The organism is Chitinophaga sp., assembly GCF_035761305.1.
GTDB lineage: Bacteria > Bacteroidota > Bacteroidia > Chitinophagales > Chitinophagaceae > Chitinophaga.
Map to the genome: position 1 here is coordinate 1 of NZ_DASTRI010000277.1, position 21,238 is coordinate 21,238.

The 21,238-nt window shown below is 50.5% G+C and carries 20 protein-coding genes, 1 tRNA gene and 1 pseudogene; 12 read left to right on the forward strand and 10 right to left on the reverse strand.

What is annotated here, in order from left to right:
• The 3 genes from VFS25_RS23075 to VFS25_RS23085 form a co-directional block, all read left to right on the forward strand.
• A partial coding sequence (locus VFS25_RS23075) for a C40 family peptidase (protein WP_326464544.1) occupies positions 1-323 on the forward strand: 323 nt, incomplete at its 5' end.
• A gap of 119 nt (positions 324-442) precedes the next feature.
• Positions 443-1,144 (forward strand): class I SAM-dependent methyltransferase, encoded by a 702-nt coding sequence (locus tag VFS25_RS23080; RefSeq protein ID WP_326464545.1) that lies wholly within the window; start codon positions 443-445, stop codon positions 1,142-1,144.
• Positions 1,141-2,295, forward strand: a complete 1,155-nt coding sequence (locus VFS25_RS23085) for a glycosyltransferase family 4 protein (protein WP_326464546.1) — start codon at positions 1,141-1,143, stop codon at positions 2,293-2,295. The genes VFS25_RS23080 and VFS25_RS23085 overlap by 4 nt, the downstream gene beginning before the upstream one ends.
• Here VFS25_RS23085 and VFS25_RS23090 read toward each other — a convergent pair whose 3' ends face one another.
• Positions 2,296-3,798 carry a lipopolysaccharide biosynthesis protein gene (locus VFS25_RS23090; RefSeq protein ID WP_326464547.1) on the reverse strand — a complete coding sequence of 501 codons (1,503 nt, stop codon included), beginning with the start codon at positions 3,796-3,798 and terminating at the stop codon, positions 2,296-2,298.
• Between the two features lie 94 nt (positions 3,799-3,892).
• Here VFS25_RS23090 and VFS25_RS23095 point away from each other — a divergent pair, with 94 nt between their 5' ends.
• Genes VFS25_RS23095 through VFS25_RS23105 form a run of 3 tightly spaced genes read left to right on the forward strand, consistent with a single transcriptional unit; the run spans position 3,893 to position 6,743 of the window.
• Positions 3,893-4,789 carry a glycosyltransferase gene (locus VFS25_RS23095; RefSeq protein WP_326464548.1) on the forward strand — a complete coding sequence of 299 codons (897 nt, stop codon included), beginning with the start codon at positions 3,893-3,895 and terminating at the stop codon, positions 4,787-4,789.
• Positions 4,786-5,733, forward strand: a complete 948-nt coding sequence (locus VFS25_RS23100) for a glycosyltransferase family 2 protein (RefSeq protein ID WP_326464549.1) — start codon at positions 4,786-4,788, stop codon at positions 5,731-5,733. Before VFS25_RS23095 ends, VFS25_RS23100 begins: the two co-directional genes overlap by 4 nt.
• 5 nt (positions 5,734-5,738) lie before the next feature.
• Complete coding sequence (locus tag VFS25_RS23105) at positions 5,739-6,743, forward strand: glycosyltransferase family 2 protein (protein WP_326464550.1); 1,005 nt, start codon at positions 5,739-5,741, stop codon at positions 6,741-6,743.
• Positions 6,744-6,752: 9 nt separating this feature from the next.
• Here VFS25_RS23105 and VFS25_RS23110 read toward each other — a convergent pair whose 3' ends face one another.
• Together VFS25_RS23110 and VFS25_RS23115 are read right to left on the reverse strand one after the other, a co-directional pair.
• A complete protein-coding gene (locus tag VFS25_RS23110) occupies positions 6,753-7,883 on the reverse strand; it encodes a glycosyltransferase family 4 protein (RefSeq protein ID WP_326464551.1) in 1,131 nt (376 codons plus the stop codon).
• Positions 7,880-10,393 carry a YfhO family protein gene (locus VFS25_RS23115; RefSeq protein WP_326464552.1) on the reverse strand — a complete coding sequence of 838 codons (2,514 nt, stop codon included), beginning with the start codon at positions 10,391-10,393 and terminating at the stop codon, positions 7,880-7,882. The genes VFS25_RS23110 and VFS25_RS23115 overlap by 4 nt, the downstream gene beginning before the upstream one ends.
• Before the next feature lie 92 nt (positions 10,394-10,485).
• Between VFS25_RS23115 and VFS25_RS23120 the strand changes: the two genes are divergently transcribed.
• Genes VFS25_RS23120 through VFS25_RS23130 form a run of 3 tightly spaced genes read left to right on the forward strand, consistent with a single transcriptional unit; the run spans position 10,486 to position 12,306 of the window.
• A complete protein-coding gene (locus VFS25_RS23120; RefSeq protein WP_326464553.1) occupies positions 10,486-10,743 on the forward strand; it encodes a hypothetical protein in 258 nt (85 codons plus the stop codon).
• Positions 10,740-11,522 (forward strand): queuosine precursor transporter, encoded by a 783-nt coding sequence (locus VFS25_RS23125; RefSeq protein WP_326464554.1) that lies wholly within the window; start codon positions 10,740-10,742, stop codon positions 11,520-11,522. Before VFS25_RS23120 ends, VFS25_RS23125 begins: the two co-directional genes overlap by 4 nt.
• A gap of 31 nt (positions 11,523-11,553) precedes the next feature.
• A complete protein-coding gene (locus VFS25_RS23130; protein ID WP_326464555.1) occupies positions 11,554-12,306 on the forward strand; it encodes a class I SAM-dependent methyltransferase in 753 nt (250 codons plus the stop codon).
• Between the two features lie 32 nt (positions 12,307-12,338).
• Here VFS25_RS23130 and VFS25_RS23135 read toward each other — a convergent pair whose 3' ends face one another.
• Together VFS25_RS23135 and VFS25_RS23140 are read right to left on the reverse strand one after the other, a co-directional pair.
• A complete protein-coding gene (locus tag VFS25_RS23135) occupies positions 12,339-12,803 on the reverse strand; it encodes an NUDIX domain-containing protein (RefSeq protein WP_326464556.1) in 465 nt (154 codons plus the stop codon).
• Positions 12,804-12,865: 62 nt separating this feature from the next.
• Entirely contained in the window at positions 12,866-13,762 is an 897-nt protein-coding gene (locus tag VFS25_RS23140; protein WP_414647791.1) for a magnesium transporter CorA family protein, read from the reverse strand.
• Between VFS25_RS23140 and VFS25_RS25405 the strand changes: the two are divergent.
• A pseudogene (locus tag VFS25_RS25405) lies at positions 13,713-13,820 on the forward strand (hypothetical protein); the annotation flags it as partial. The gene VFS25_RS23140 and the pseudogene VFS25_RS25405 overlap by 50 nt on opposite strands.
• Before the next feature lie 152 nt (positions 13,821-13,972).
• Here VFS25_RS25405 and dapF read toward each other — a convergent pair.
• Together dapF and VFS25_RS23150 are read right to left on the reverse strand one after the other, a co-directional pair.
• The gene (dapF, locus tag VFS25_RS23145) at positions 13,973-14,752 is read right to left on the reverse strand and encodes a diaminopimelate epimerase (RefSeq protein WP_326464558.1); all 780 of its coding nucleotides are present in this window, start codon (positions 14,750-14,752) and stop codon (positions 13,973-13,975) included.
• A 185-nt stretch (positions 14,753-14,937) separates the two neighbouring features.
• Entirely contained in the window at positions 14,938-15,819 is an 882-nt protein-coding gene (locus tag VFS25_RS23150) for a nucleoside phosphorylase (protein ID WP_326464559.1), read from the reverse strand.
• Between the two features lie 180 nt (positions 15,820-15,999).
• On the opposite strand from VFS25_RS23150, the gene VFS25_RS23155 reads away from it, so the two are divergent.
• Both VFS25_RS23155 and VFS25_RS23160 read left to right on the forward strand, forming a co-directional pair.
• Positions 16,000-16,070: transfer RNA gene (locus tag VFS25_RS23155), tRNA-Cys, on the forward strand.
• A 75-nt stretch (positions 16,071-16,145) separates the two neighbouring features.
• Complete coding sequence (locus VFS25_RS23160) at positions 16,146-16,634, forward strand: GNAT family N-acetyltransferase (RefSeq protein ID WP_326464560.1); 489 nt, start codon at positions 16,146-16,148, stop codon at positions 16,632-16,634.
• Between the two features lie 40 nt (positions 16,635-16,674).
• On the opposite strand, the gene VFS25_RS23165 is transcribed toward VFS25_RS23160, so the two are convergent.
• The 3 genes from VFS25_RS23165 to VFS25_RS23175 all read right to left on the reverse strand — a co-directional run bounded on the left by VFS25_RS23165 (position 16,675) and on the right by VFS25_RS23175 (position 21,018).
• Positions 16,675-17,979 (reverse strand): Gfo/Idh/MocA family oxidoreductase, encoded by a 1,305-nt coding sequence (locus tag VFS25_RS23165; RefSeq protein WP_326464561.1) that lies wholly within the window; start codon positions 17,977-17,979, stop codon positions 16,675-16,677.
• A gap of 333 nt (positions 17,980-18,312) precedes the next feature.
• Positions 18,313-19,824, reverse strand: a complete 1,512-nt coding sequence (locus VFS25_RS23170; protein ID WP_326464562.1) for a magnesium chelatase — start codon at positions 19,822-19,824, stop codon at positions 18,313-18,315.
• A 99-nt stretch (positions 19,825-19,923) separates the two neighbouring features.
• Positions 19,924-21,018 carry a vWA domain-containing protein gene (locus VFS25_RS23175; protein WP_326464563.1) on the reverse strand — a complete coding sequence of 365 codons (1,095 nt, stop codon included), beginning with the start codon at positions 21,016-21,018 and terminating at the stop codon, positions 19,924-19,926.
• Between the last annotated feature and the right edge of the window lie 220 nt (positions 21,019-21,238).

Here is a 21,238-nt window from a genome sequence, read left to right on the forward strand (position 1 = left end):
CGTACCGCCTGGGGGGCAAAGATAAAAACGGGGTGGATTGTTCGGCCTTTGTAACCACGCTGCTTGCGGTGGTGTTCCAGGAAAGCTTTAGCGGCACGTCGCAGCAAATGTATGCGCAAAGCAAGCGCCTGCGCTCCCGCAGCGAGCTGCAGGAAGGCGACCTGGTATTTTTCAGCATAGGGCATAAACGCGTATCGCATGTAGGCGTGTACCTGGATAATGACCGTTTTGTACATGCATCCAGCAGCGCCGGCGTAATGATCAGCGACCTGAATGAAGCCTACTGGACCCGGTATTATACGGGGGCCGGGAGGGTGGAGTAGGGGTGGCCGCAAAATTGCTTACTCCCTGTACCGGCAGCCCTGATATGGCAACCCGCATGTTATGGCTAGGTATTTATAGGTAAATGTCTTTTATTTGGGAGTTCAATCTTTATGCTGTTATGATCAGTAATGAGTTCAAGCCATCTGTTTTCCATCCTTATTATTTTATCCGCAAAGGGCTGATCGGTAAGATACGGCAATACAGCCCGTTACTGCACGGGCGCCTGCTGGATTTCGGCTGCGGTTCCAAACCATATAAAGCACTGATCAATAACGCCGGTGAATATGTTGGTGTGGATTATGAAAATGAAGGCCATCCGCATATAAATGAGCAGATAGACATTTTTTACGATGGGAAAACCATACCGGTAGCCTCTGATTCTTTTGATGCAGGGCTTACCAGCGAAGTGTTTGAACATGTATTTAACCTGGAGGAAGTATTGAAAGAGCTGCACCGGGTGCTGAAGCCCGGGGCGCCGCTGCTGATCACCTGTCCGTTTGTGTGGAAGGAGCATGAGGTGCCGAACGATTTTGCCCGTTATACACACTTTGCGCTGCGGCATATGCTGGAAAAAAACGGGTTCCGCATTCGTACGCTGGACAAGAGCGGCAATTTTATTGAAGTGATGTTCCAGTTACGCGTACTGTATTTCTTTGATAACTGGTACCCTAAGCTGCGCCGCATACCTTTGATAGGTGCGCTTTCCAAACTTTTATTCATCGCTATACCCAATATAGCCGGTAATTTTTTCAGTAAAATACTGCCGGTTAGCCGTACTATGTACCTCAATAACATTGTAGTAGCGGAAAAGGCGGTATGAGCAAACAGCAACACATCCTCTTCATCAGCCACGACGCTAGCCTGAGCGGGGCGCCTATATTGCTGCAAAACCTGCTGTTGCTGCTGCAGGAAAACAAAGCGGCCCGCATTACCGTGGTCATACGGAGGGGGGGACCGCTGGCAGCACAGTTCCATGATCACTTTCCGGTAATGGTGCTAAAGCCCGCGGGCTACCGGCAGGGGGGCGCCTTTAAAAAACTTCGCCATATTATGCACAACCGCTGGCAGCTGCTACGCCTGTTTATGGTAATGCCGTCGGTAGATGTAATATTCAGCAATACCATTATTAACGGGCCTTTGCTGAAAACCCTTTCCCTGTTTAAGAAGCCGGTTGTTACCTATGTGCATGAGCTGGAAAATGTGATCAGGAGCTATCCTGCGGAAACAGCGGTAACCCTGCAATACAGCCGCAAGCTGGCTTATCCCTCCCTACGCGTAAAGGAGGCATTGGCCACTGTTTGTAAGGCGCCGGCAGAGCGGCTGCTGCCGCTGTCGTATTATTTCCCGGTGAACCTGGCCATGCTGGCAGATGCTGCTGCCCGGGAAACATTTGCCGGCGCATTCAGGCAACGTTTTAATGTTACAGATAATGACCTGCTGGTAGGCGGTATGGGCGTGGCCTGTGACCGTAAAGGCACGGATATTTTCGTAGAAACATGCGGCCTGGTAGCGCGGGCCAATCCCCGTATAAAATTCTGCTGGATAGGGAATTTTGACAGTACGGCTACAGAAGCTGCGCTGAAAGCGCAGGTAGCAGCATTGGGCATACAAAACCAGATGATATTCTGCGGGCCTATGCCGCATCATTACTATAACCTGGCGGCATTTGACGTATTTTTTCTTTCCTCCCGGGAAGATCCTTACCCGCTGGCAGTGCTGGAGGCGGGCTTCATGCAGGTGCCCAGTATTTGTTTTGCCGGCGCCGGCGGCATTCCTGAGTTTGTGGAAGCAGATGCCGGCTGGATAGTGCCCCGGCTGTCTGCCGAAAGCGCGGCCCAAACTATTTTAACACTGCTGCCCAACAAGGCCCTGCTGCAGCAAAAAGGCGCGGCGGCCCTGCAAAAAAGCCTGGAATGGCATGCGAACGGCGCACGCATATTGCAGCAATTCCAGGCGCTTATTTCAACATAATTACTTTCTTATAATACCCTGTACCTTTTCAATACCCATTACCAGCAAGCGGTTGGCGTCTTCTGAAACTCGGAGGGTCAATATCAGCGCGGCGCCCAGCAGCACATACACCGCCGATTGAAAAATGGCTTCCAGCAAGGGATTGGGGCCATGTACCAGGTAATGTGCAGCAGCATAGCAGGCAGGTATGATCATCAGCACCAGCAAGGTGCGCCAGGTAAAAGGCTGCATCTTAAATTTCACCAGTATAAATATGTAACGGATCAGGTTAAAAATAGTGTAGGCAATCAGGTTGGCCGCAGCGGAACCGTTAATGCCATATGTTTTAATCAGCAGGTAGTTGAGCGGTATCAGCACGCACAGCAGGGTGGCGGTGGTAATCAAATCTACCTTCCAGTAGCGGGAGGTAACAATGATCTGTGAATTAACGCCGGTGCCCAGCTCCACTACTTTAGTAAGGCCCAGCAGCAGCAATGCGGTTTGTCCTGCCAGGTAATCACGGTTAATGTTCAGTATCTCAAAAGCATTGTGAAAGTTCAGCCAGATCAATCCAAACAGGAAGCTGGAGAACAGCAGCATATTCAGGGATGTTTTCTTATAGATGCTTTCTATGCGTTTCAGGTCACGGTCTTTCCAGGCCTGTGCTATTACCGGTACCGAAACCGCCACCAGCCCGCGCTGCGGCCCTTCCATGGTGGAGGTGATATAATTGGCAAAAGTAAATATACCATTGGCGCTGAGGCCCAGCACACTGCTGATGATGAAGTTATCGAAGTTCTTTGCGATCATGGTGAACAATGCCACCAGGAAAACAAATACACCAAGGGAGAGCATTTTTTTACGCAGCCGCCGGGTTACCACACTGGTTTTAAGGGTAAAGGATATCTGACGTTTGCGGTATAGGTAAATAAGCAATCCCAAAAAAATGAAGGCATACGAAAAGGAGAAGATATTGATGAAGCTTTCGTATTTCAGTATTTTAAGCAGGAACAGGATAATGAGGAAGGAGGTATAGAGCCGCCAGGCCAGCTCTTTCAGGAAGTTGGCGGCTACAGAGGAATAATGGTTCCAGGCCTGGGCTTCCAGCAGGGAAAAGAGCAGCAGGAACAGGCTAAGGGGATAAATGGTATAAAAATATTTTATCAGCAACGGGGAGTTAGTGGAAAACTTTTGTACGATCAGGCCTTTGAACAGGAAGGTAAAGAGGCATAATATAACAAAGCCAATGAGCGCTATAATGGTGGCTTTGGAAAACAGGTCGCGCTTTTCCAGCGGCAGGTTATCGCGGTAATAAGGATAAAAGCGGTAGAGTACAGGAATGGTGCCCAGGTTGGCCAGCGTAAAAAAGGTTTGTGCAATATTGAGCACTATGCCCATTAAGCCGTATTCCGCTGCTGTAAAATAATGGCCGGTGGTGAAAAGCCAGGTATTAATAGCGCCGATAGCAAACCCCGTGTATATAATAGCTGAAGAGGTAATGCTTTGTTTCCTGATTATTCCCATTTCGCTGTTACTAGGTTGTAAAGATGGCAAAAATCATGCATTATAGGAAAGTTTGTATTTTTAACCTTTTGGAAATTATACTACCCAGTTATTTATGATCTCAGTTATCGTCTGTTCTGCTGATAATAGCCGTATTGAAAAGCTAAAGGCCAATATTGCGGCTACTATTGGCGTAGCGGTATACGAGATACTGGCAATAACCAATGCCAAAGAGCTGGGAGGCATTTGCCGCGGGTATAACACCGGCGCCGCACAGGCCATGTATGACCTGTTATGTTTTGTACATGACGATGTGACCTTTTTAACCCCAGGGTGGGGAGTAAAAGCAGCCGCACATTTTACGCAGCACCCCCGGCTAGGCCTGGCAGGCCTGGCAGGCAGCCGCTATAAGAGCGCTGCTATTTCGGGATGGGCTACCGGCCAGCCTTCCTTTGACTGCTGCAACATTTTCCAGGTAAGTAAACAGGGCAGCCAGCAGCGGGTGTACCTGCATCCCGCGGGGCAGCCGGACGATCTTGTGCCGGTGCGCACCCTGGACGGTGTGTGGCTGTGCATGCGCAAAAACGTGTGGCAGGAGCATCCGTTTAATGAGGAAAAGCTGCCCGGTTTTCATTTTTATGACCTCGACATCAGCCTGCGCGTATCTCAGCATTACATGACAGGCGTGGTGTTTGATATAGATCTTTTACACGACTCCATGGGCAGCTTTGGGGAAGCCTGGATCAATCATGCCATTCACTTTCATAAGCATATTAACCAGGTGCCATTGCCGGCAATGGTACCGGAAGCAGCCGCGGAAGCCGCTATTGCCGCGGCGGAGCAGCAGGTAACCGGCTATTGGCTGGGCCGCCTGATGAAAGAGCCCATCAGCCAGGCAGTACGCTGCAAATGGATACAGGCCACCGGCGCCTGGAAAAAGCCGGCCCACTGGAGAGCTATAGCCAAACTGCTGCTATACCCTGTTAAAAAAACACTGGAAAGGAAATCATGACCGACAGCCACATTAAAATATCCGTATGTATACCGGCCTATAAACACCCGGAGTACCTGCTACGGGCGCTTACATCGTTGGCCACGCAGCAGTGCAGCAGCTGGGAGGTGGTGATTACAGACGACAGCCCGGATGACAGCGTGTACCAGGTAGTGCAGCAGTTCCGGCACCAGCTGCCTATACAATACTTTAAGAATACGCCTGCCCACGGCATGCCTGCCAACTGGAACACCTGCTATGATAAAGCCCGGGGCGCGTATATTAAGATACTGCATGATGATGACTGGCTGGCCCACCCGCAGGCGCTGGAAAAAATGGCGGCTGCGCTGGACAATAACCCCGATTGTGATTTTGTGTATACCGCATTCAGCAACCATTACCTCGAAAGCGGCAGCATAGAAGAAATGCGCTGCCACCCGTTTTACCAGCGGTTGCTAAGCAAATCGCCCATCAATCTGTTCCAGCGTAATTTTATAGGACCCCCCAGCGTTATTATGCACCGCAATAAACCGGCTTACCGGTATGATGTGAAGACCCGCTGGGTGGTGGACATTGACTTTTACATGCAGGTACTGGAGGCCAACCCCCGCTTTGTATATATAGATGAAGTGCTGGTGAATGTTGGCATCAGTGGGGAGCAGATCACGCGCGACTGCTTTCGCGTGCGTGAGGTAGAAATACCGGAGAATTTTTACCTGCTCCGTAAACATTCTGTAAAAGCATTGAACAACATTTACGTGTATGATTTTTTCTGGCGCATGCTGCGCAACCTGGAAATAAGGCATGTATCAGACCTCCGGGCTTCGGGGCTGGAGGGGGATATTCCTATACCTGTGCTGCAAATGCTTACCTTACAGCGGCAATTCCCTTTACGCCTGCTGCGCATTGGCCCTTTATCCAAAATGCTGATGTCCTTTGCTTATTTATTCCGTAAAAGGCTGTAACCGGTATGGATCTTTCAATCATCATTGTTAATTATAAAAGCGCTGCGCTGATACTGGACTGCATACAATCCATTATAGCGCAAACCACAGCTATCACTTACGAGATCATTGTAGTGGACAACGACTCGCAGGATAACAGCGAGCAAATTATTACCGGCCAATACCCGCAGGTGCGCTGGCTGCAGATGGGGTATAACGCCGGCTTTTCACGCGCCAATAACGCCGGTTTACGTATAGCCCATGGCGATATGCTGCTGCTGCTGAACCCCGATACCATTGTATTAGACCATGCGCTGGACGGTTGCGTGGCCCGTTTCCGCGCATCTGACCACGCTGCCTGCGCCGTGCAGCTCCTGAATCCCGATGGCAGCCCGCAGATTACCGGCAATTATTTTATGAAAGGAGGGTTGAACCATTTGCTGCCGCTGCCTTACTGGGGCGGTTTTTTGCGCTGGCTGGGCTACGCCCTGCAAACAAAGGTGCCCAATGTGCGCACTGCTGCAACGGAGCAGCGGGTTGACTGGATAAACGGCGCCTTCCTGATGGTAAAGCGCAGCACCATAGAAAAAGCAGGCCTGATGGATGAAGATTTTTTCCTGTATGCGGAGGAAACGGAATGGTGCAGCCGCATAAAAAAAGTGGGCGCGCTGGTGGTGTATGGCGATCTGCATGTGATACACCTGCAGGGAGAGAGCGCAAACGCCGCCTTTGAAACCAATGATAAGGGCTATTATGACCTGTACAGCCGCAAAGGCTTTCAGCTAATGCTTTCCAACCACCTGCGCGTGCGCAAGCAATATGGTGTGGGGTGGTTTATGGTGTTGCTGCTGAACTATACCTTTGCCGTACCGGTGGCTTTTATATGCAGCTTTATTGCCAACCTGCTGCGGTTACGCAATCCTTTTAAACAATGGCTCAAAATAGCGCAGCTGGCCGGGAATGTGGGCAGGTTATGGGCGGAAGCCCCGGTTATTATGCGCAACCGGCCTCATTTTTATAAAGTGCTCTAAAATTGAAATTCAGGAAGTGCGTATAATAGACGCCATTATCGCTGCTGCGTCCTTTGCTATATTGCTGCTGTTGTAATACTCAAAAAAAGATGGGGGAGTAGGAACGGCAATATTTGCGCGTTGCAGCATCAGCGTTATAAACTGTTCCCAGTTGTTATCATTTGCCACCTGCAGCTTTCCGCCGCATACTGCTGTATGTACGCCTATAGCTCCGCTGGCGGTGGAGATAACCGTTTTATGAAAGGCCAGGGCTTCCAGCACTTTTGTTTTTACCCCACCGCCTTCCATTACGGGGTTAATGAATACATCTGCCGCGGCAAAATATTCCGTGATGTCATTTACAAAGCCTGTATAAACAACCTGGCCATTGGTAGCAGTTACCTGTGCTGCGAGCGCAGGGGGCAGTCCTTTACCACTGATAAGTATTACATACGGGAACCCGGCTGCCTGCTGCAGCCGGGGCGCTATAGCTGTAAGTATATTGCGTACGGCCTGCTGGTTGGGCTGATAACCCAGTGCGCCGTTAAAGTAATAGATGGTGCTGCCGGGCGCTATATTATGGCGTTCACAAACCTTCCGGCGCAGGGCAGCCATGTCTTTAACAGCCGGTGGCGCGGTAATGCCGTAAGGTGCCACGCTTACCTTTTGCGGCGAAAGCCCATATTCCCCGATGGCTGTATCTGCATCTTCACGGCTAATGAAAAAGCTGTGCGCGGCTTTGCGGTGTACCCATTTTTCGTATGCCCGCAACAGTGGCCACCATACTTTGCCGATACTGCGGAAACGGGCTGCCTCTATATTATGGGAGTGCACCACAAAAGGGCGGCCGGTACGGGCCTGCAGCCATACTGCCATCCAGCCCAGGTAAGGGTGCTCTATCTGCAGCAGCTGCACATTTTTTTGCCGGATGGCCTTAGCCAGCTGCCTGCAGTAAAAAATATTGATATAACGTAAACGGCCATTGCTAAGCACCGGCCGCAAAGCATATGGCAAAGATGCATCCGGCCGGTTGGCCTGCACCGATACCACCGTGAGCCTGCAGTAGCGGGCAAGGGCGGCATAGTAGCCGGCAATGAATATTTCACCCCCTTGCCTGGCAGGCAGGTACTGGTAAGGCGCGATACTCAAAACATGCATCATACAACGGCTGCTTTTTTCTGCTGCCGGATATACAATACAAGGGATATTACAAAGAAGGCCATCATGATCAATGAGCTGATCAGGGATAATTTAATACCCACGTAATAAGATGCCGGCTCAAATTTAAATTCAATAGTGTGCTTACCTGCCGGTACCATCATACCCCGCAGCGCATAGTTCACGCGTGCATAGGGCGCCTGCTGCCCATCAATATACGCCTTCCAGCCTTTTTCATAATACACCTCAGAGAATACGGCAAACTGTGGTTTAGGCGCATTGTACTCGTAAGAGATGGTGTTCAGGTTATTGGCAATCAGGTGAATGCTGGCAGTGGAGTCAAATTCGGGCTGGCCTTTTACATCGGCTTTATACCGCTGGTCTATTATCACCGTGTTTTTAGGATCAAAGTGGTTCAGCGCCGTCATTTCAGAATCGGCATTGGGCACCCACTGAATATTCTTTACAAACCAGGCATTGCCCAGGGCGCCGGGATTGCGTTGTGCAACGGGCTGCCCGTCGGGGCCGGGCTGTATAACATATTTCGTGTTCAGCATGTTCAGCACCTGTATGTTGTTTTTGCTAAGCTGCCGTTCTATCAGATCCTGATACAGCTGCAGCTTGGCTGCATGGTAACCGCCCACGCTTTTGTGGAAGTAGGAGGTCATGGCATCATTGAACGGGCCGTTGGGCGATGTTAGATTAAACACCCTGTAATAAGGGTCTTTATCCTGCAATATCTGCTGGTCTGCAGCGGTTGGCTGGAACGGGTTTCCATAGCTGGCCTCATCCATAAAATCGTCGGAGCTCAGGTAGCGCCGGTCAACCTGCAGCAGGTCAAACAGCACCAGTACCGCAACGCCCGCCATGAGCAGCTTTGTATTTACTTTTCCTTTCAGGAACAGCCATAGCAGGGCGAATGCCAGGCCGCCGAGCAACAGTGAACGCAATACATCGTTGCGGTAAAGGGTTGCCCTGTCTTCCCGCAGCGCACGCATCATGCCATCCACAATTTCTGTATTACCCTGCGCCATTTGTGTAAGCTGGGCCTGGAACTGGTTATCGGAGCCGGGTTGTTCCGGGTTATTCGATAAGTTGGTGTAAGATAAGGTGTAGGACGCCAGCAGCAGCAGCACCAGTATGCCGCCTATGATCATGCCGCTCCATTTCAGCTTTTTGAACAGCTCTGCTTTAGGCAGCTGGCTAACAATGAGCTCATGCAAGCCCATAACGGCCAGTATGGCTACTGTTAGCTGAGGTATTATCAACGCCTGTGAGGGGGCGCGGAACTTGTTGTAAAAAGGCAGATGATCAAACAGGAAATAGTTAAAAGCAGCCAGGTTGCTGCCCCAGGCCAGGAATATGCCAAACACAGTGAGGGCAACCAGCCACCATTTATGCCATGATTTTACCAGGAACAGGGCCAGTACTGCCAGCAGGCAAACCACAATGCCCAGGTACACCGGGCCGCTGGTGCCCAGCAGCGACTGATCGCCCCAGTATAAAGGCCAGTGTTTGATCATATTTTCGGCCTGCACGGCAGGTACGCCAATGCTGGTAAGCTGTTTATAGGTGGCTGAATTGGTGCCCAGCGCCCCGCCGGAGCTGCCACCCATAATGTTGGGGGCCAGGAGCGTGAACGTTTCAAATTTGCCATAGCTCCACTGAAAAGCATAATCCTTATCCAGGCCGCCGGCGCTTTTGTTCTGCTCCTGGCCGGGCAGGGGAGAAAGTTCTGATTTACCCCCGCGGTTGCTGGCGTGCGAGTACTCGTAGGTGGTCCACAGGCGCATGGCATTATAGCTCATAGCCAGCGCCACGGCCAGCACCACAACACCAGTGGAAATAAACAGGTGCCTGTACTCTTTTTCCCGGATGCAATGGATAACAAATACCACTGCCATAATACCCAGTATTAAAAAGAAGTAATAGGTGACCTGGAGATGGTTGGCTTCTACAAAATATCCAAGAAACAGCGCCATTATTGCGGTGCCCAGCAGGTACTGCTTTCGCATGATGAGCACAATACCGGCTATTACACCCGGGAGATACGCCAGGGCGATGGATTTACTATCGTGGCCTGTGGCAAGGATGATGGGCATATAGCTGGAATAGGCATAGGCTACGGCGCCTGCAAAGCCTATCCAGGGGTTTACCCGTAATACCACGCACAGTATGTAAAAAGTTAAAGCTGCGAGGAACAGCACGTTAATAGGTTTGGGAAGGCCCAGTGTGAATATTACCGGTAAAACATCGGCGTAATTGTAAGGGCTTTCTGTGGACAGCTGGAAGGTAGGCATGCCACCGAACATGCTGGTGGTCCACAACGGCGTAATACCATGTTTTTCTTTATAGTCCAGCGACTCTTTGGCCATGCCTTTCCATTGAATCACATCGCTTTGGCTTAATACTTTGCCATCCAGGGCTGGTTTGCAGTATATTACTGCCAGTACCAGAAATGCCAGCACTGCGATAATGTGCGGCAAAAGCGTTTTCAGCCAGTTATTCTTCATTTTATGGTAAGCTTTTAAAACAGATTAGTGGCAAATATATTATTTTACGTGTTGTTAATTTATAATTTAATGGCATGCGCCTGGTTAAATTTTTGTTGAAATTCGTTTTTATATGCAATCTTTGTTACCTGGCGGGATGGCTGCTGCGCATTACGGAAAGGGGAGAGGATTTTATGTGGATGTTTAAGCATGTGATTGTATTAGGCTACCTGGTGGCGCTGCCAGCCAATATTATTACCAGCCTGCTGGCCATTACACTACTGCTGCTGCGTAAAATAACCTGGAAAGAGCTGCCGGGCTACCTGCTGATCCTTAACCTTGCAATATTGATAGTTCAAATACTGGTATGATTAACAACATCCTGAAAGACCGGCCAACCAAGCTGTTTGTCATTTTTTCCTGTTTTTTTGTTGCCAACGCGCTGATAGCGGAATGTATAGGGGGGAAGATATTTTCCCTGGAACGCTTACTAGGTCTGCCTGTACATACTTTTACCATTTTCGGGCAAAGCGGATTATCGTTTAACCTTACCTGTGGTGTATTGCTATGGCCGCTGGAGTTTGTGCTAACAGACATTGTAAATGAATACTACGGTCCAAAAGCCGTGCGCCGCATTTCCTATACGGCGGTGGCGCTGATCTCCTATGCTTTTATTATGTTTTACCTGTCTATTGAGGTGCCGCCGGCCGATTTCTGGATAGGCAGCAAAACAGCAGACGGCCTGCCCAATATGCAAACTGCTTTTACTGGCATTTTCGGGCAGGGTATGTGGATCATTGCCGGCAGTATTACCGCCTTTCTGGTAAGCCAGATTGTGGATGTAACGGTATTTCACCGCATTAAAAAGCGCACCGGCGAAAAGCATGTATGGCTGCGGGCTACCGGCTCCACTGTAGTATCGCAGCTGGTTGACAGCTTTATTGTGCTATATATTGCTTTTAAACTGGGGAACAACTGGACCTGGCAACAGGTACTGGCCATTTGTGTAGTGAACTATATTTACAAATTCACTATGGCTATTATACTCACCCCGCTTATCTATTTACTGGAAAGGCAGATAGAACGGTACCTGGGCAGGGACACCACGCGCCGGATGAAGGCTGCCGCCATGGGCGTTAGCCAGGAGTAAGCGGAATAATTTTTGACCATAACACAACAATATGCGATTAAGTGATGCGATAACAACCTGGGTTTCTTACATCCGGCGGCCGGCTAAACGGAAGCTGATCAGCTACAGCGCACAGCTGCGGGGTAAGAAGGGAATTGAAATAGGCGGGCCAAGCGCCCTGTTCTCAGTAAAAGGTTATTTTCCGGTGTACCTGTTTGCCGGACATATAGACGGGGCCAACTTCAGCACCAATACGATATGGGAAGGGCAGATACAGGAAGGCAACAATTTCCACTATTATAACAAAACCGGTTACCAGTTTATACGGGAGGCTACTGACCTGCAAGGCATTGCAGACAGCAGCTACGACTTTGTACTATCCTGCCACTGCCTGGAGCATGTAGCCAACCCGCTGAAAGCGCTGTATGAATGGAAAAGGGTATTAAAGCCCGGCGGCCAGCTGGTGCTGGTGCTACCGGACAAGCGCCATACTTTTGACATTAACCGGCCTTATACCACGCTGGAGCATTTACAGGCCGACTATCAAAACAATGTAGGTGAAGACGATCCCACACACTTTGACGAGATCATACGTCTGCATGTGATGGATGAAAAGGAAGGCACCCGCGAAGAGCTGGTAAGCAACCTGCAGCAAAACACTTTATACAGGCGCGCACACCATCATGTTTTCAGTATGGAGATTATTAAGCAAATGCTGGAAGCCTGCGGATTTACCGTACAATACCAGCAGGATGGAGCGCCGTTCCATCTTATTACCGTAGCTACCAGGGGAATTAATAATTAAGAATTAATAATTAATAATGAAGGAAGTGCGGTTTAGTGGTGGAGGTTCGCATACTTCACCTTCACCATATCCGCTACTACCTTGTCAATGGGCAGGGTTACGCTACCGGCGTTAAAGTCGTTCCAGTTGATCCAGCGCACGCCTTCCACTTCCGTAATACCCTCAGGTATCTCGAAATCAAAGGGCTGGTTTAAAATAGGGGCGGTGAAAGGAGATACGGGCTTTACCAGGTAATAAATAGAAATAATCTGCGTGTGGCCGTCGAACGCGGAGATCTGGAAAAAGTCGGTTGTATAAATATGCTCCACTACCGCCACCTGCTGGCTCAGCTCCTCCTGCCATTCGCGCACAATGCATTCCAGCGTACCTTCTCCAAATTCCAGCCCGCCGCCGGGAAACTTGGTGTAGTAGCCGCCGCGGATATATTCATCACTTACCAGCACCTGCTTTTGCTCATTGATCATAATGCCGTACACGCGCACGTTGAAACAAGCCATAGTTAATTAGTAATTAAAAATTAAGAATTAATAATTAAGGAACAGGCCATCATGCAGGCATTTCAGAACCATTTTTTCTTCATGAAATACCAGCTCATGATAACAGATATAACGATAGAGAGAATTACGGGAATATAAAAGGCATGCGGGGAGTGCTGGTAGGGAATATCCACGTTCATGCCGTAAATGCTGGACACCAGCACGGGGAATGTGAGCACAATGGTAATGGAGGTAAGGCGCTTCATTACCAGGTTCAGGTTATTGGAAATAATGCTGGCAAAGGCATCCATGGTGCTGCTTAAAATGTTGGTGTACACATTGGCCATTTCCAATGCCTGGGAAGTGTCTACTATCAGGTCGTTCAGGAACTCTTTTTCATCGTCGTTCAGCCCCAGGAAGTTGGTGCGTTCCAGCTTCATCAGCACCAGCTCATTGCTGCGCAGGGCCGTTACAAAGTACACCAGGCTTTTCTGGATGCGCATCAGGTACAGCAGCTCCTCATTCCGGTTACTGTCGTACAGCTTTTGTTCCAGCTGGTTGCGGCGCTGGTTAATTTCTTTCAGGTATTCCAGGAAGTTCATTACCACCTTTTCAAATATCTTCAGCACCATCATGTTCCTTTTTTCAGGATGCCGGTTATGAAAGGTGTTCAGGAACTTTTTAATGGCGGCGTTATCGAAAGAATTAACGGTTAATATCTGGTTGTGGGTGAGAATAATCACAATGGGGATGGTGATGTAATAAGCGTCGCTTTCATTGATGGAATTGTTTTCCGTAGGGGTTTTGATTACGATCAGCTTTACATCGTCCTCCAGCTCAAAGCGGGATTTTTCATCAATATCCAGCGAGTCTGTGAGGAAGTCCAGGGGAATATCCAGCGCTTCGGAAAGCTGCTCAAACTCGGCCTGTTTCAATGGCGGGGCAATATTCACCCAGGCGCCGTTCTCGGCTTCGTTAATCTCAACGGTTTTACCTTCTTTATTTATGAAGTACTGGATCATCCGGGCGCAAAGGTAATTAATAATTAAGAATGAAGGATTAATAATAGGGGCGGTGCGGTTAAGGGCACAGGCGGGCGCGGGTACGGCCAGGGTAGTATGGTGATGGCCGATTAATAATGAAGGCTGAATAAGGAGATATACTATATTAATTAATCATTATTAATTATTCTAAATGGCAACATCTCCTTCAAATACAAGGGTGGCGGGGCCGCACAGCCATATGTTCTGGAACGATCGTTCGCCGGTGCGGGTAAAGCGCACTTCCAGGCCGCCGCCCAGGGTTTGCACGGGTATGCGGTATTCCCTGTTCTCAGGGCCGGCGGTGGTAAGGGCGGCCGCGGTAACACCGGTACCGCAGGAGTAGGTTTCATCTTCCACGCCGCGTTCGTAGGTGCGTACAAAAATGCCGCTATCCTGCTGCTGTACAAAGTTTACGTTGGTGCCTTCCTGTGCAAAGCGGTCGTTATACCGGATCTGGCGGCCTTCGGTATATACGTCCAGGGCCTGTATATCGTTCACGAACTTTACAAAATGGGGCGAGCCGGTGTTCAGGTAAAAGTAAAGGGGGCCTTGCTCTACCCAATCCACATCCTGCATTTTCAGGTTCACCCAGCTATCGCCTTTCATGGTGGCTTCGTGCGGGCCGTCTACAGCCAGGAAGCGCAGGGTTTCCTGCGTAAGTCCCATTTTGCGGGCAAAGGCCACCAGGCAGCGGCCTCCGTTGCCGCACATGCTGCTCTCGTTGCCGTCTGCATTATAATACTTCATGCCAAAGTCGTACCCGGGCTCATTGTTCAGCAGCATTAGCCCATCGGCGCCAATGCCAAAGCGGCGGTGGCAAAGATCGTGCACCTGCTGGTTGGTGAGCGCGTTATAACGGCCGTCGCGGTTGTCCATAATCACGAAATCGTTGCCGGTACCCTGGTATTTGTAGAAGTGTATATTCATGGCGGTGCAAAATTACAAATTGTTCAATTACGAATTACGAAGCATTCCTGAGCGCCTTTAAAAATTATCATGAATGCGAATAATTACGAATTAAATGCAGCGGACAGGGGGGAGATGATAACCGGTAGCACAGAAGCGGAACAGGCAATGCACCGCTCCGCGTTTCGTAATTGAATAATTCCTGATTAACCCAGTGCTGCTATAATGCCAATGCACTTTTCTATCATGCGGCGTATGGCGGCGGCGTTGTCCTGGCTGAATTGCAGGCTGATGCGGTTGGCTACAATAACGCTGATGGAAAGGCAGTCGTGGCCCAGCACCCGGCCCAGGCCATAAATGCCGGCGGTTTCCATTTCAAAGTTGGTGATGCAGTGCGATGCGTGCTCAAAACCGGTGAGCTGGTCCAGCAGCTGCGGGTGGGAGAGGCGGCCCCTGAGCGCCCGGCCCTGCGGCGCATAAAACCCGGGGCAGGTAACGGTAATGCCCGTATGAAAACCATCCTGGAAATGTTTGGCCAGGTCCGCAGAAGCGGCTGCCAGGTAAGGGCTGGCGCTGCCCGGCTGCAGGGTTACCTGCTGGCGGAATGCGGCCAGCAGCGCTTTTTCTTCGGCGGTATTTTCCATCACATACCAGGGCAGCAGGTTATCCAAACCTAATCCAAAGGAAGATACCACGCAGCCGTCTACCGGGATGTTAGCATTCAGCGCGCCCGATGTGCCCAGGCGGATGATCTGCAGGCGTACCGGCTCCGGTTTTACCTGCCGGGTGTTAAAATCAATGTTGGCCAGCGCGTCCAGCTCATTGAGCACAATATCAATATTATCCGTACCAATGCCGGTAGATACAACGCTGATGCGTTTGCCGCCAATGCGGCCGGTGTGGGTTACAAACTCGCGGTGGGCGGAGGTATGCTCTGTTTTATCAAAATACCGGCTTACCTGCTGCACGCGATCCGGGTCGCCTACGGTAATAATGGTGGGGGCCAGCTCGTCGGGCTTCAGGTCCAGGTGGTACACGGCGCCGCGGCTATTAAGAATAAATTCTGATTCTGCTATACGTTCCTGCATAATTCCGTTATTGGTGCTGTAATTATGATTGAAGACCAAAACTAAGCACTAACGGCTAACCATTAATCACTAATAATTTTATTTGATAAATATATAAATTTCCGTACCTTTGCAGTCCTACAAAAATCGACGGTTCCGTGTTCGCCTGAGGCGGATAGGAGGATCAAGATAAAAGGATATGGTACCGTGGCCGAGTGGCTAGGCAGAGGTCTGCAAAACCTCGTACAGCAGTTCGAGTCTGCTCGGTACCTCACTCCGGATAAAAAGCCTTCTGAAACTCAGGAGGCTTTTTGCGTTTAGGGTGTATTACTAACTTAAACATTGGTATGCTGGAAATCATTCAAATAACACACAAGAGCAGCGCTGAAGAGCTGGAGCAGGTAAAGTCACTTTTCCGCGAGTATGCATCATGGTTAAGTGTTGACCTGAGCTTTCAGCGTTTTGAGGAAGAATTGCTGGCGCTTCCTGATAATTACGCCGCACCCATGGGCGCGTTGTTCATGGCTAAGGTAGACGGGCATCCGGCGGGCTGCGTAGCGGTACGCCGCTTTGATAACACTACCTGTGAGATGAAACGGTTATTTGTGCGCGACGCCTACAAAGGCCGCGGTATTGGCAAGCAGCTTGCTGCCAAGGCGGTAGAAGCAGGCAAGGCACTGGGCTACCACCGTATGCTGCTGGACACATTAGCGCATATGCGGCCTGCCATTGACCTGTACACCTCACTGGGATTTCAGCCCATTGCGGCTTACTATGATAACCCCATCAGCAACGCAGTCTACCTTTCTATGCCACTGGAAGAGCAGCATAGCTGATAAAATCCTGCCATCATCCTGCGGAATGATGGGACACCAATTAAGCCCCTTTCGGCATCGTATAGCCGTTATGGTATGCTGCGGCCAGTAGCTTATTGGCGTCGGCATCTGTGAACTGCATTTTGCCTGCATCCCAGTAGATCTTCTTACCGGTTTTAAAGGCTATGTTACCCATTTGGGCGTTAATGGCCACATTGGCGCCGGCCTGTATAGGCGTGTGCAGGTTTTCCAGGCGGCGCGATTTCACTACTTCCACAAAATTCTTTGTATGCAGGTCCAGGCCATCGTCTACCCTGGGCTTGCGGGGCACGGCTTCCATCTTGTCTTTTTCGGGGATCACTTCCCAGCCGCCGCGGTCCAGCACCAGGGTGCCGTTGTTGCCAATAAAGGCAATACCGTGGTCGCGGCCATAAGGGCCACCATTAATGCCGGTAGCGTGCTCCCATTGTATGTTAAAGCCGTCAAACTCGTATACGGTGGTAAGGGTGTCCGGTGTTTCGGCGGCATCATCGGGGTAGGCAAATTTACCGCCTGCCGCCATAATGGATTTGGGATGATGGGCTTTCATGCCCAGCAGCGCATAATCCAGCAGGTGCACGCCCCAGTCGGTCATCAGGCCGCCGGCATAATCCCAGAACCAGCGGAAGTTAAAATGAAAGCGGTTGGGATTAAAGGGCCTTTTCTGTGCAGGGCCCAGCCACATGGTATAGTCAACACCCGGCGGCGGCGCACTGTCCGGTTTTACGGGTATGGAGTTCATCCAGCCCTGGTAGGCCCAGGCTTTTACCAGGCGTATCTTACCCAGCCTGCCGGAGTATACAAAGTCAACGGCGTCTTTAAAGTGCTGCTGGCTGCGCTGCCACTGGCCTACCTGCACTACGCGGTTATGGCGCTGCTGCGCAGCTACCATGGCATTACATTCCGCAATGGAGTTGCCGATGGGCTTTTCTACATATACATCTTTCCCGGCGGCGCAGGCTTCTGTCATAATAAGGGCGTGCCAGTGGTCGGGGGTGCCAATGATAACCGCGTCAATATCCTTATTGTCCAGCACCTTACGGTAATCACTATACGTTTTCACCTTGGCGCCTTTCTGCGCCAGCTCGCCGGCGCGTTTGTCCAGCACATTTTTATCCACATCGCAGAGGGCTACGCATTGTGCTGCGGGATTTTTAAGCATGGCAGTAAGATCGGCCCAGCCCATGCCGTTAATGCCGATGGCGGCTATATTCAGGCGGTCGCTGGGCGCTACTATCTTAGGAAAAGCGTTGAGGGCTGATGGCATGGCTGCCGCGGCCACCAGGGTGGAGGCGGAGCGGATGAAATCGCGTCGGGAGTTGTTCATAAAGTGCTGAGTTGTGTTTGTTCGTGGAAAGATTAGCATGACAATATAGGGAAATGTTGGGAAAGAGGCAAGGAGCAGCACCTTGTCAAAAGTTCCAATTCCGGCCTGCACCCGCCTGTCTGGAATGCTTATGAGGCATTATCAAGCGTATTGACTTTAGTATTATAATTATACACTGCGCGTCGTGTCACGCCGGGCAAAGGGCCGTCATTTGGAACTTTTGGACTGTATGCGATCAGCCAATGCAACGTAGAAAAAAAAATGTCCTGCACTTTGCGATGCAGGACATTTACATATGCGGCAATAGCTAAAGGCCAACAGCCAACAGCTAAATCAAAACGTATCTTCTTCCTGTTCTTCGTTGCCCATGGTAAAGTTCATCATGGTGCCCAGGAGGTCGCTGAAGCGGGTTTCGTTCTCCACCATTTTTTTGCTGATGAGGGAATAGGCGGCCAGGCCATGGAGCACAAATTCCATAAGCAGCAGCTGCTCCCTGCCGTTGGCATGGGGGAATTTGGCCTTTATCAGGTCTTTCAGCCCGTCTACTTTCTGCAGCGCGGTTTCGTACTGCTTATCGCTTACATCCTGCAGCAGGTGCACGGTATTGCCTTTATCGAACCACTGTATTACAGCGCGGTAAGGGTTTTCCTGCGCAGCGGCGGCGCTTTGCTTGCGTTTCTTGAACGTATCGGGGTTGGGAAAGTAGCTGGCAAACAGGGTGCGCATGGCTTTATCCAGCAGGTTAAAAGCTACCTGCAGCGGACCTTCCTGCTCGCCCTCATATACTAATTCTATTTTACCGGTTATGGCAGGCACAATGCCCTGCAGGTCGGCTATGCGTACGTAGGTTTCTTTTTCCTTGTTGAGGATGGCCCTGCGTTCGCCGGCGCTTACCGCGTTTTCGTAGGCGGCAATGGTAAGGCGGGCCGATACGCCGCTCTTTTTATCCACGTACTCGCTGTTGCGGGCTTCAAAGGCCACCTGCTCAATGAGGCGTTTTACCAGGTCGGACATGTGCACCTTTCCTTTCTGTTCTTCGTGTACATCGGCTTCCTGCTCGGTGATCAGCAGCGAGTTCTCCACTGTTTTGGGATAGTGGGTCACTATCTGGCTTTCTATACGGTCTTTGAGCGGTGTTACAATGGCGCCGCGGTTCGTATAATCTTCCGGGTTAGCGGTGAACACGAACAGGATGTCGAGCGGCATGCGCACCTTAAAGCCCCTGATCTGGATGTCGCCTTCCTGGAGAATGTTAAACAGCGCCACCTGTATGCGGGCCTGCAGGTCGGGCAGCTCGTTGATTACAAAAATGCCCCGGTTAGAGCGGGGGATGATGCCGAAGTGGATCACGCGTTCATCGGCATAGCTCAGCTTCAGGTTGGCGGCCTTGATGGGATCAATATCGCCGATCAGGTCGGCCACCGATACATCGGGCGTGGCCAGCTTTTCGCCGTAGCGCGCTTCGCGGGAGAGCCATTCAATGGGCGTATCGTTGCCTCTTTCAGCTACCAGGTCGCGGGCGTAGCGCGAGAGCGGCTCAAAGGGGCTGTCGTTCACTTCAGATCCTGCTACAATGGGAATGTATTCGTCCAGCAGGGCTACCATTTGCCGGGCCATACGTGTTTTGGCCTGGCCGCGCAGCCCCAGGAACAGGATGTTGTGGCGTGACAGCAGGGCCCTTTCTGTATCGGGTATTACGGTATCATCATAGCCGATGATGCCTGGAAATGTGTTTTCTTTCTGTTGCAGTTTACGAATGAGGTTTTGCCTGATCTCTTCCTTTACTGTCTTAGGTTTATAGCCGCTCTTTTTCAGTTCGCCCAGCGTTCTAATGTTCGTATTCATACAATAATTAATAATGAAGAATTAATGATTAATACCGGGTGGTGCTGCAATAATAACGCATCCCGGTATTAATAGTGTGTTAAATTCGATGGATGCCGGTTACAGCAATTTCTTTTTGCCGCTTTCAAAATCGTAGAACAGGAACTGTCCCAGTTTGTCGAGGCCGGAGAAGAAGGCTTTGCCGTTATTGGTTTCCGTAAATTCCGTCACAAACTTCTGCAGCCACGGATCGGTGGCTACCATAAAGGTGGTGATGGGTATTTTCAGCTTTTTGCACTGCGCGGCCAGGTTCAGCGTACGGTTCAGGATCTTGCGGTCCAGGCCAAAGCTGTTCTTGTAATACTGTTTCCCGTTCTTGAGGCAGGTGGGCTTACCATCTGTGATCATGAATATCTGCTTGTTCGGGTTACGGCGCCGGCGCAGGATGTCCATGGCCAGCTCCAGGCCGGCTACGGTGTTGGTATGGTAAGGGCCTACCTGCAGGTAGGGCAGGTCTTTGATCTCTATCTGCCAGGCGTCGTTGCCAAACACGATAATATCCAGTGTATCTTTCGGATAGCGGGTGGTGATGAGCTCACTGAGGGCCATGGCTACTTTTTTGGCGGGCGTAATGCGGTCTTCGCCATAAAGTATCATGGAGTGGGAGATGTCGATCATGAGCGCGGTGCTCGTTTGCGTTTTGAAGTCGGTTTCCTTTATCACCAGGTCGTCCTGGTTAATGGAAAAGGCCTCTATGCCGTGGTTGATCTGGGCATTGCGCAGGGAGTCGGTTACGTCTATCTGTTCCAGCGGATCGCCGAACTGGTAGGCGCGGGTGTCGGCATTCAGCTCGTCGCCCTGGCCGGATTTACGGATATTATGATCGCCGATGGTCGATTTCTTCAGGCGGCCGAAGATCTCTTCCAGGGCTTTTTTGCGGATGTCCTGCTCTGTTTTTGCGGTAATGCTGATCTGGCCGCTTTCTTCGTTCTCGCGGATGTAGCCTTTGTCTTTCAGCTCCTGTATAAAATCGCCTATACCATATTCTTCGTTGGTCAGGTTATATTCTTTATCCAGCTCCGTAAGCCATTGCAGGGCTTCTGAAACGTCGCCGCTGGTGTAGGTAAGCAGCTGTGTAAAAAGATTCAGGAGCTTCTCAAAGGGCGATTTGTCATCCTCACCAGGCACAAACCTGGAAAATTGTAGTCCTCTCATCTGAATATTGATTTCATCCTGTGATTAATGCGCTGTAGTAACTGATTTATAGCGTGAAGGCGCTCGTATAAATTGTTCCGTTTGTGTAAATTTTTAATGATTTTGTGCATGGGGGCTTGTTCCCTGGCAGTGTTTTATTTTCTAAAATTACGCAAAAAAAAGTTGCCGGGGTACAGGCGCCGTATACACCGTCATGCGCCCGCACGTAATATTGTTGCGG

What these genes read in the sequence shown, in the direction of transcription:
- VFS25_RS23110 (WP_326464551.1), bottom strand. Translation starts at nt 7,883, where the DNA reads ATGATGCATGTTTTGAGTATCGCGCCTTACCAGTACCTGCCTGCCAGG.
- VFS25_RS23105 (WP_326464550.1), top strand. Translation starts at nt 5,739, where the DNA reads ATGGATCTTTCAATCATCATTGTTAATTATAAAAGCGCTGCGCTGATA.
- VFS25_RS23090 (WP_326464547.1), bottom strand. Translation starts at nt 3,798, where the DNA reads ATGGGAATAATCAGGAAACAAAGCATTACCTCTTCAGCTATTATATAC.
- VFS25_RS23115 (WP_326464552.1), bottom strand. Translation starts at nt 10,393, where the DNA reads ATGAAGAATAACTGGCTGAAAACGCTTTTGCCGCACATTATCGCAGTG.
- VFS25_RS23175 (WP_326464563.1), bottom strand. Translation starts at nt 21,018, where the DNA reads ATGAGAGGACTACAATTTTCCAGGTTTGTGCCTGGTGAGGATGACAAA.
- VFS25_RS23095 (WP_326464548.1), top strand. Translation starts at nt 3,893, where the DNA reads ATGATCTCAGTTATCGTCTGTTCTGCTGATAATAGCCGTATTGAAAAG.
- VFS25_RS23150 (WP_326464559.1), bottom strand. Translation starts at nt 15,819, where the DNA reads ATGCAGGAACGTATAGCAGAATCAGAATTTATTCTTAATAGCCGCGGC.
- VFS25_RS23085 (WP_326464546.1), top strand. Translation starts at nt 1,141, where the DNA reads ATGAGCAAACAGCAACACATCCTCTTCATCAGCCACGACGCTAGCCTG.
- VFS25_RS23080 (WP_326464545.1), top strand. Translation starts at nt 443, where the DNA reads ATGATCAGTAATGAGTTCAAGCCATCTGTTTTCCATCCTTATTATTTT.
- VFS25_RS23135 (WP_326464556.1), bottom strand. Translation starts at nt 12,803, where the DNA reads ATGGCTTGTTTCAACGTGCGCGTGTACGGCATTATGATCAATGAGCAA.
- VFS25_RS23165 (WP_326464561.1), bottom strand. Translation starts at nt 17,979, where the DNA reads ATGAACAACTCCCGACGCGATTTCATCCGCTCCGCCTCCACCCTGGTG.
- VFS25_RS23170 (WP_326464562.1), bottom strand. Translation starts at nt 19,824, where the DNA reads ATGAATACGAACATTAGAACGCTGGGCGAACTGAAAAAGAGCGGCTAT.
- VFS25_RS23160 (WP_326464560.1), top strand. Translation starts at nt 16,146, where the DNA reads ATGCTGGAAATCATTCAAATAACACACAAGAGCAGCGCTGAAGAGCTG.
- VFS25_RS23125 (WP_326464554.1), top strand. Translation starts at nt 10,740, where the DNA reads ATGATTAACAACATCCTGAAAGACCGGCCAACCAAGCTGTTTGTCATT.
- dapF (WP_326464558.1), bottom strand. Translation starts at nt 14,752, where the DNA reads ATGAATATACACTTCTACAAATACCAGGGTACCGGCAACGATTTCGTG.
- VFS25_RS23130 (WP_326464555.1), top strand. Translation starts at nt 11,554, where the DNA reads ATGCGATTAAGTGATGCGATAACAACCTGGGTTTCTTACATCCGGCGG.
- VFS25_RS23100 (WP_326464549.1), top strand. Translation starts at nt 4,786, where the DNA reads ATGACCGACAGCCACATTAAAATATCCGTATGTATACCGGCCTATAAA.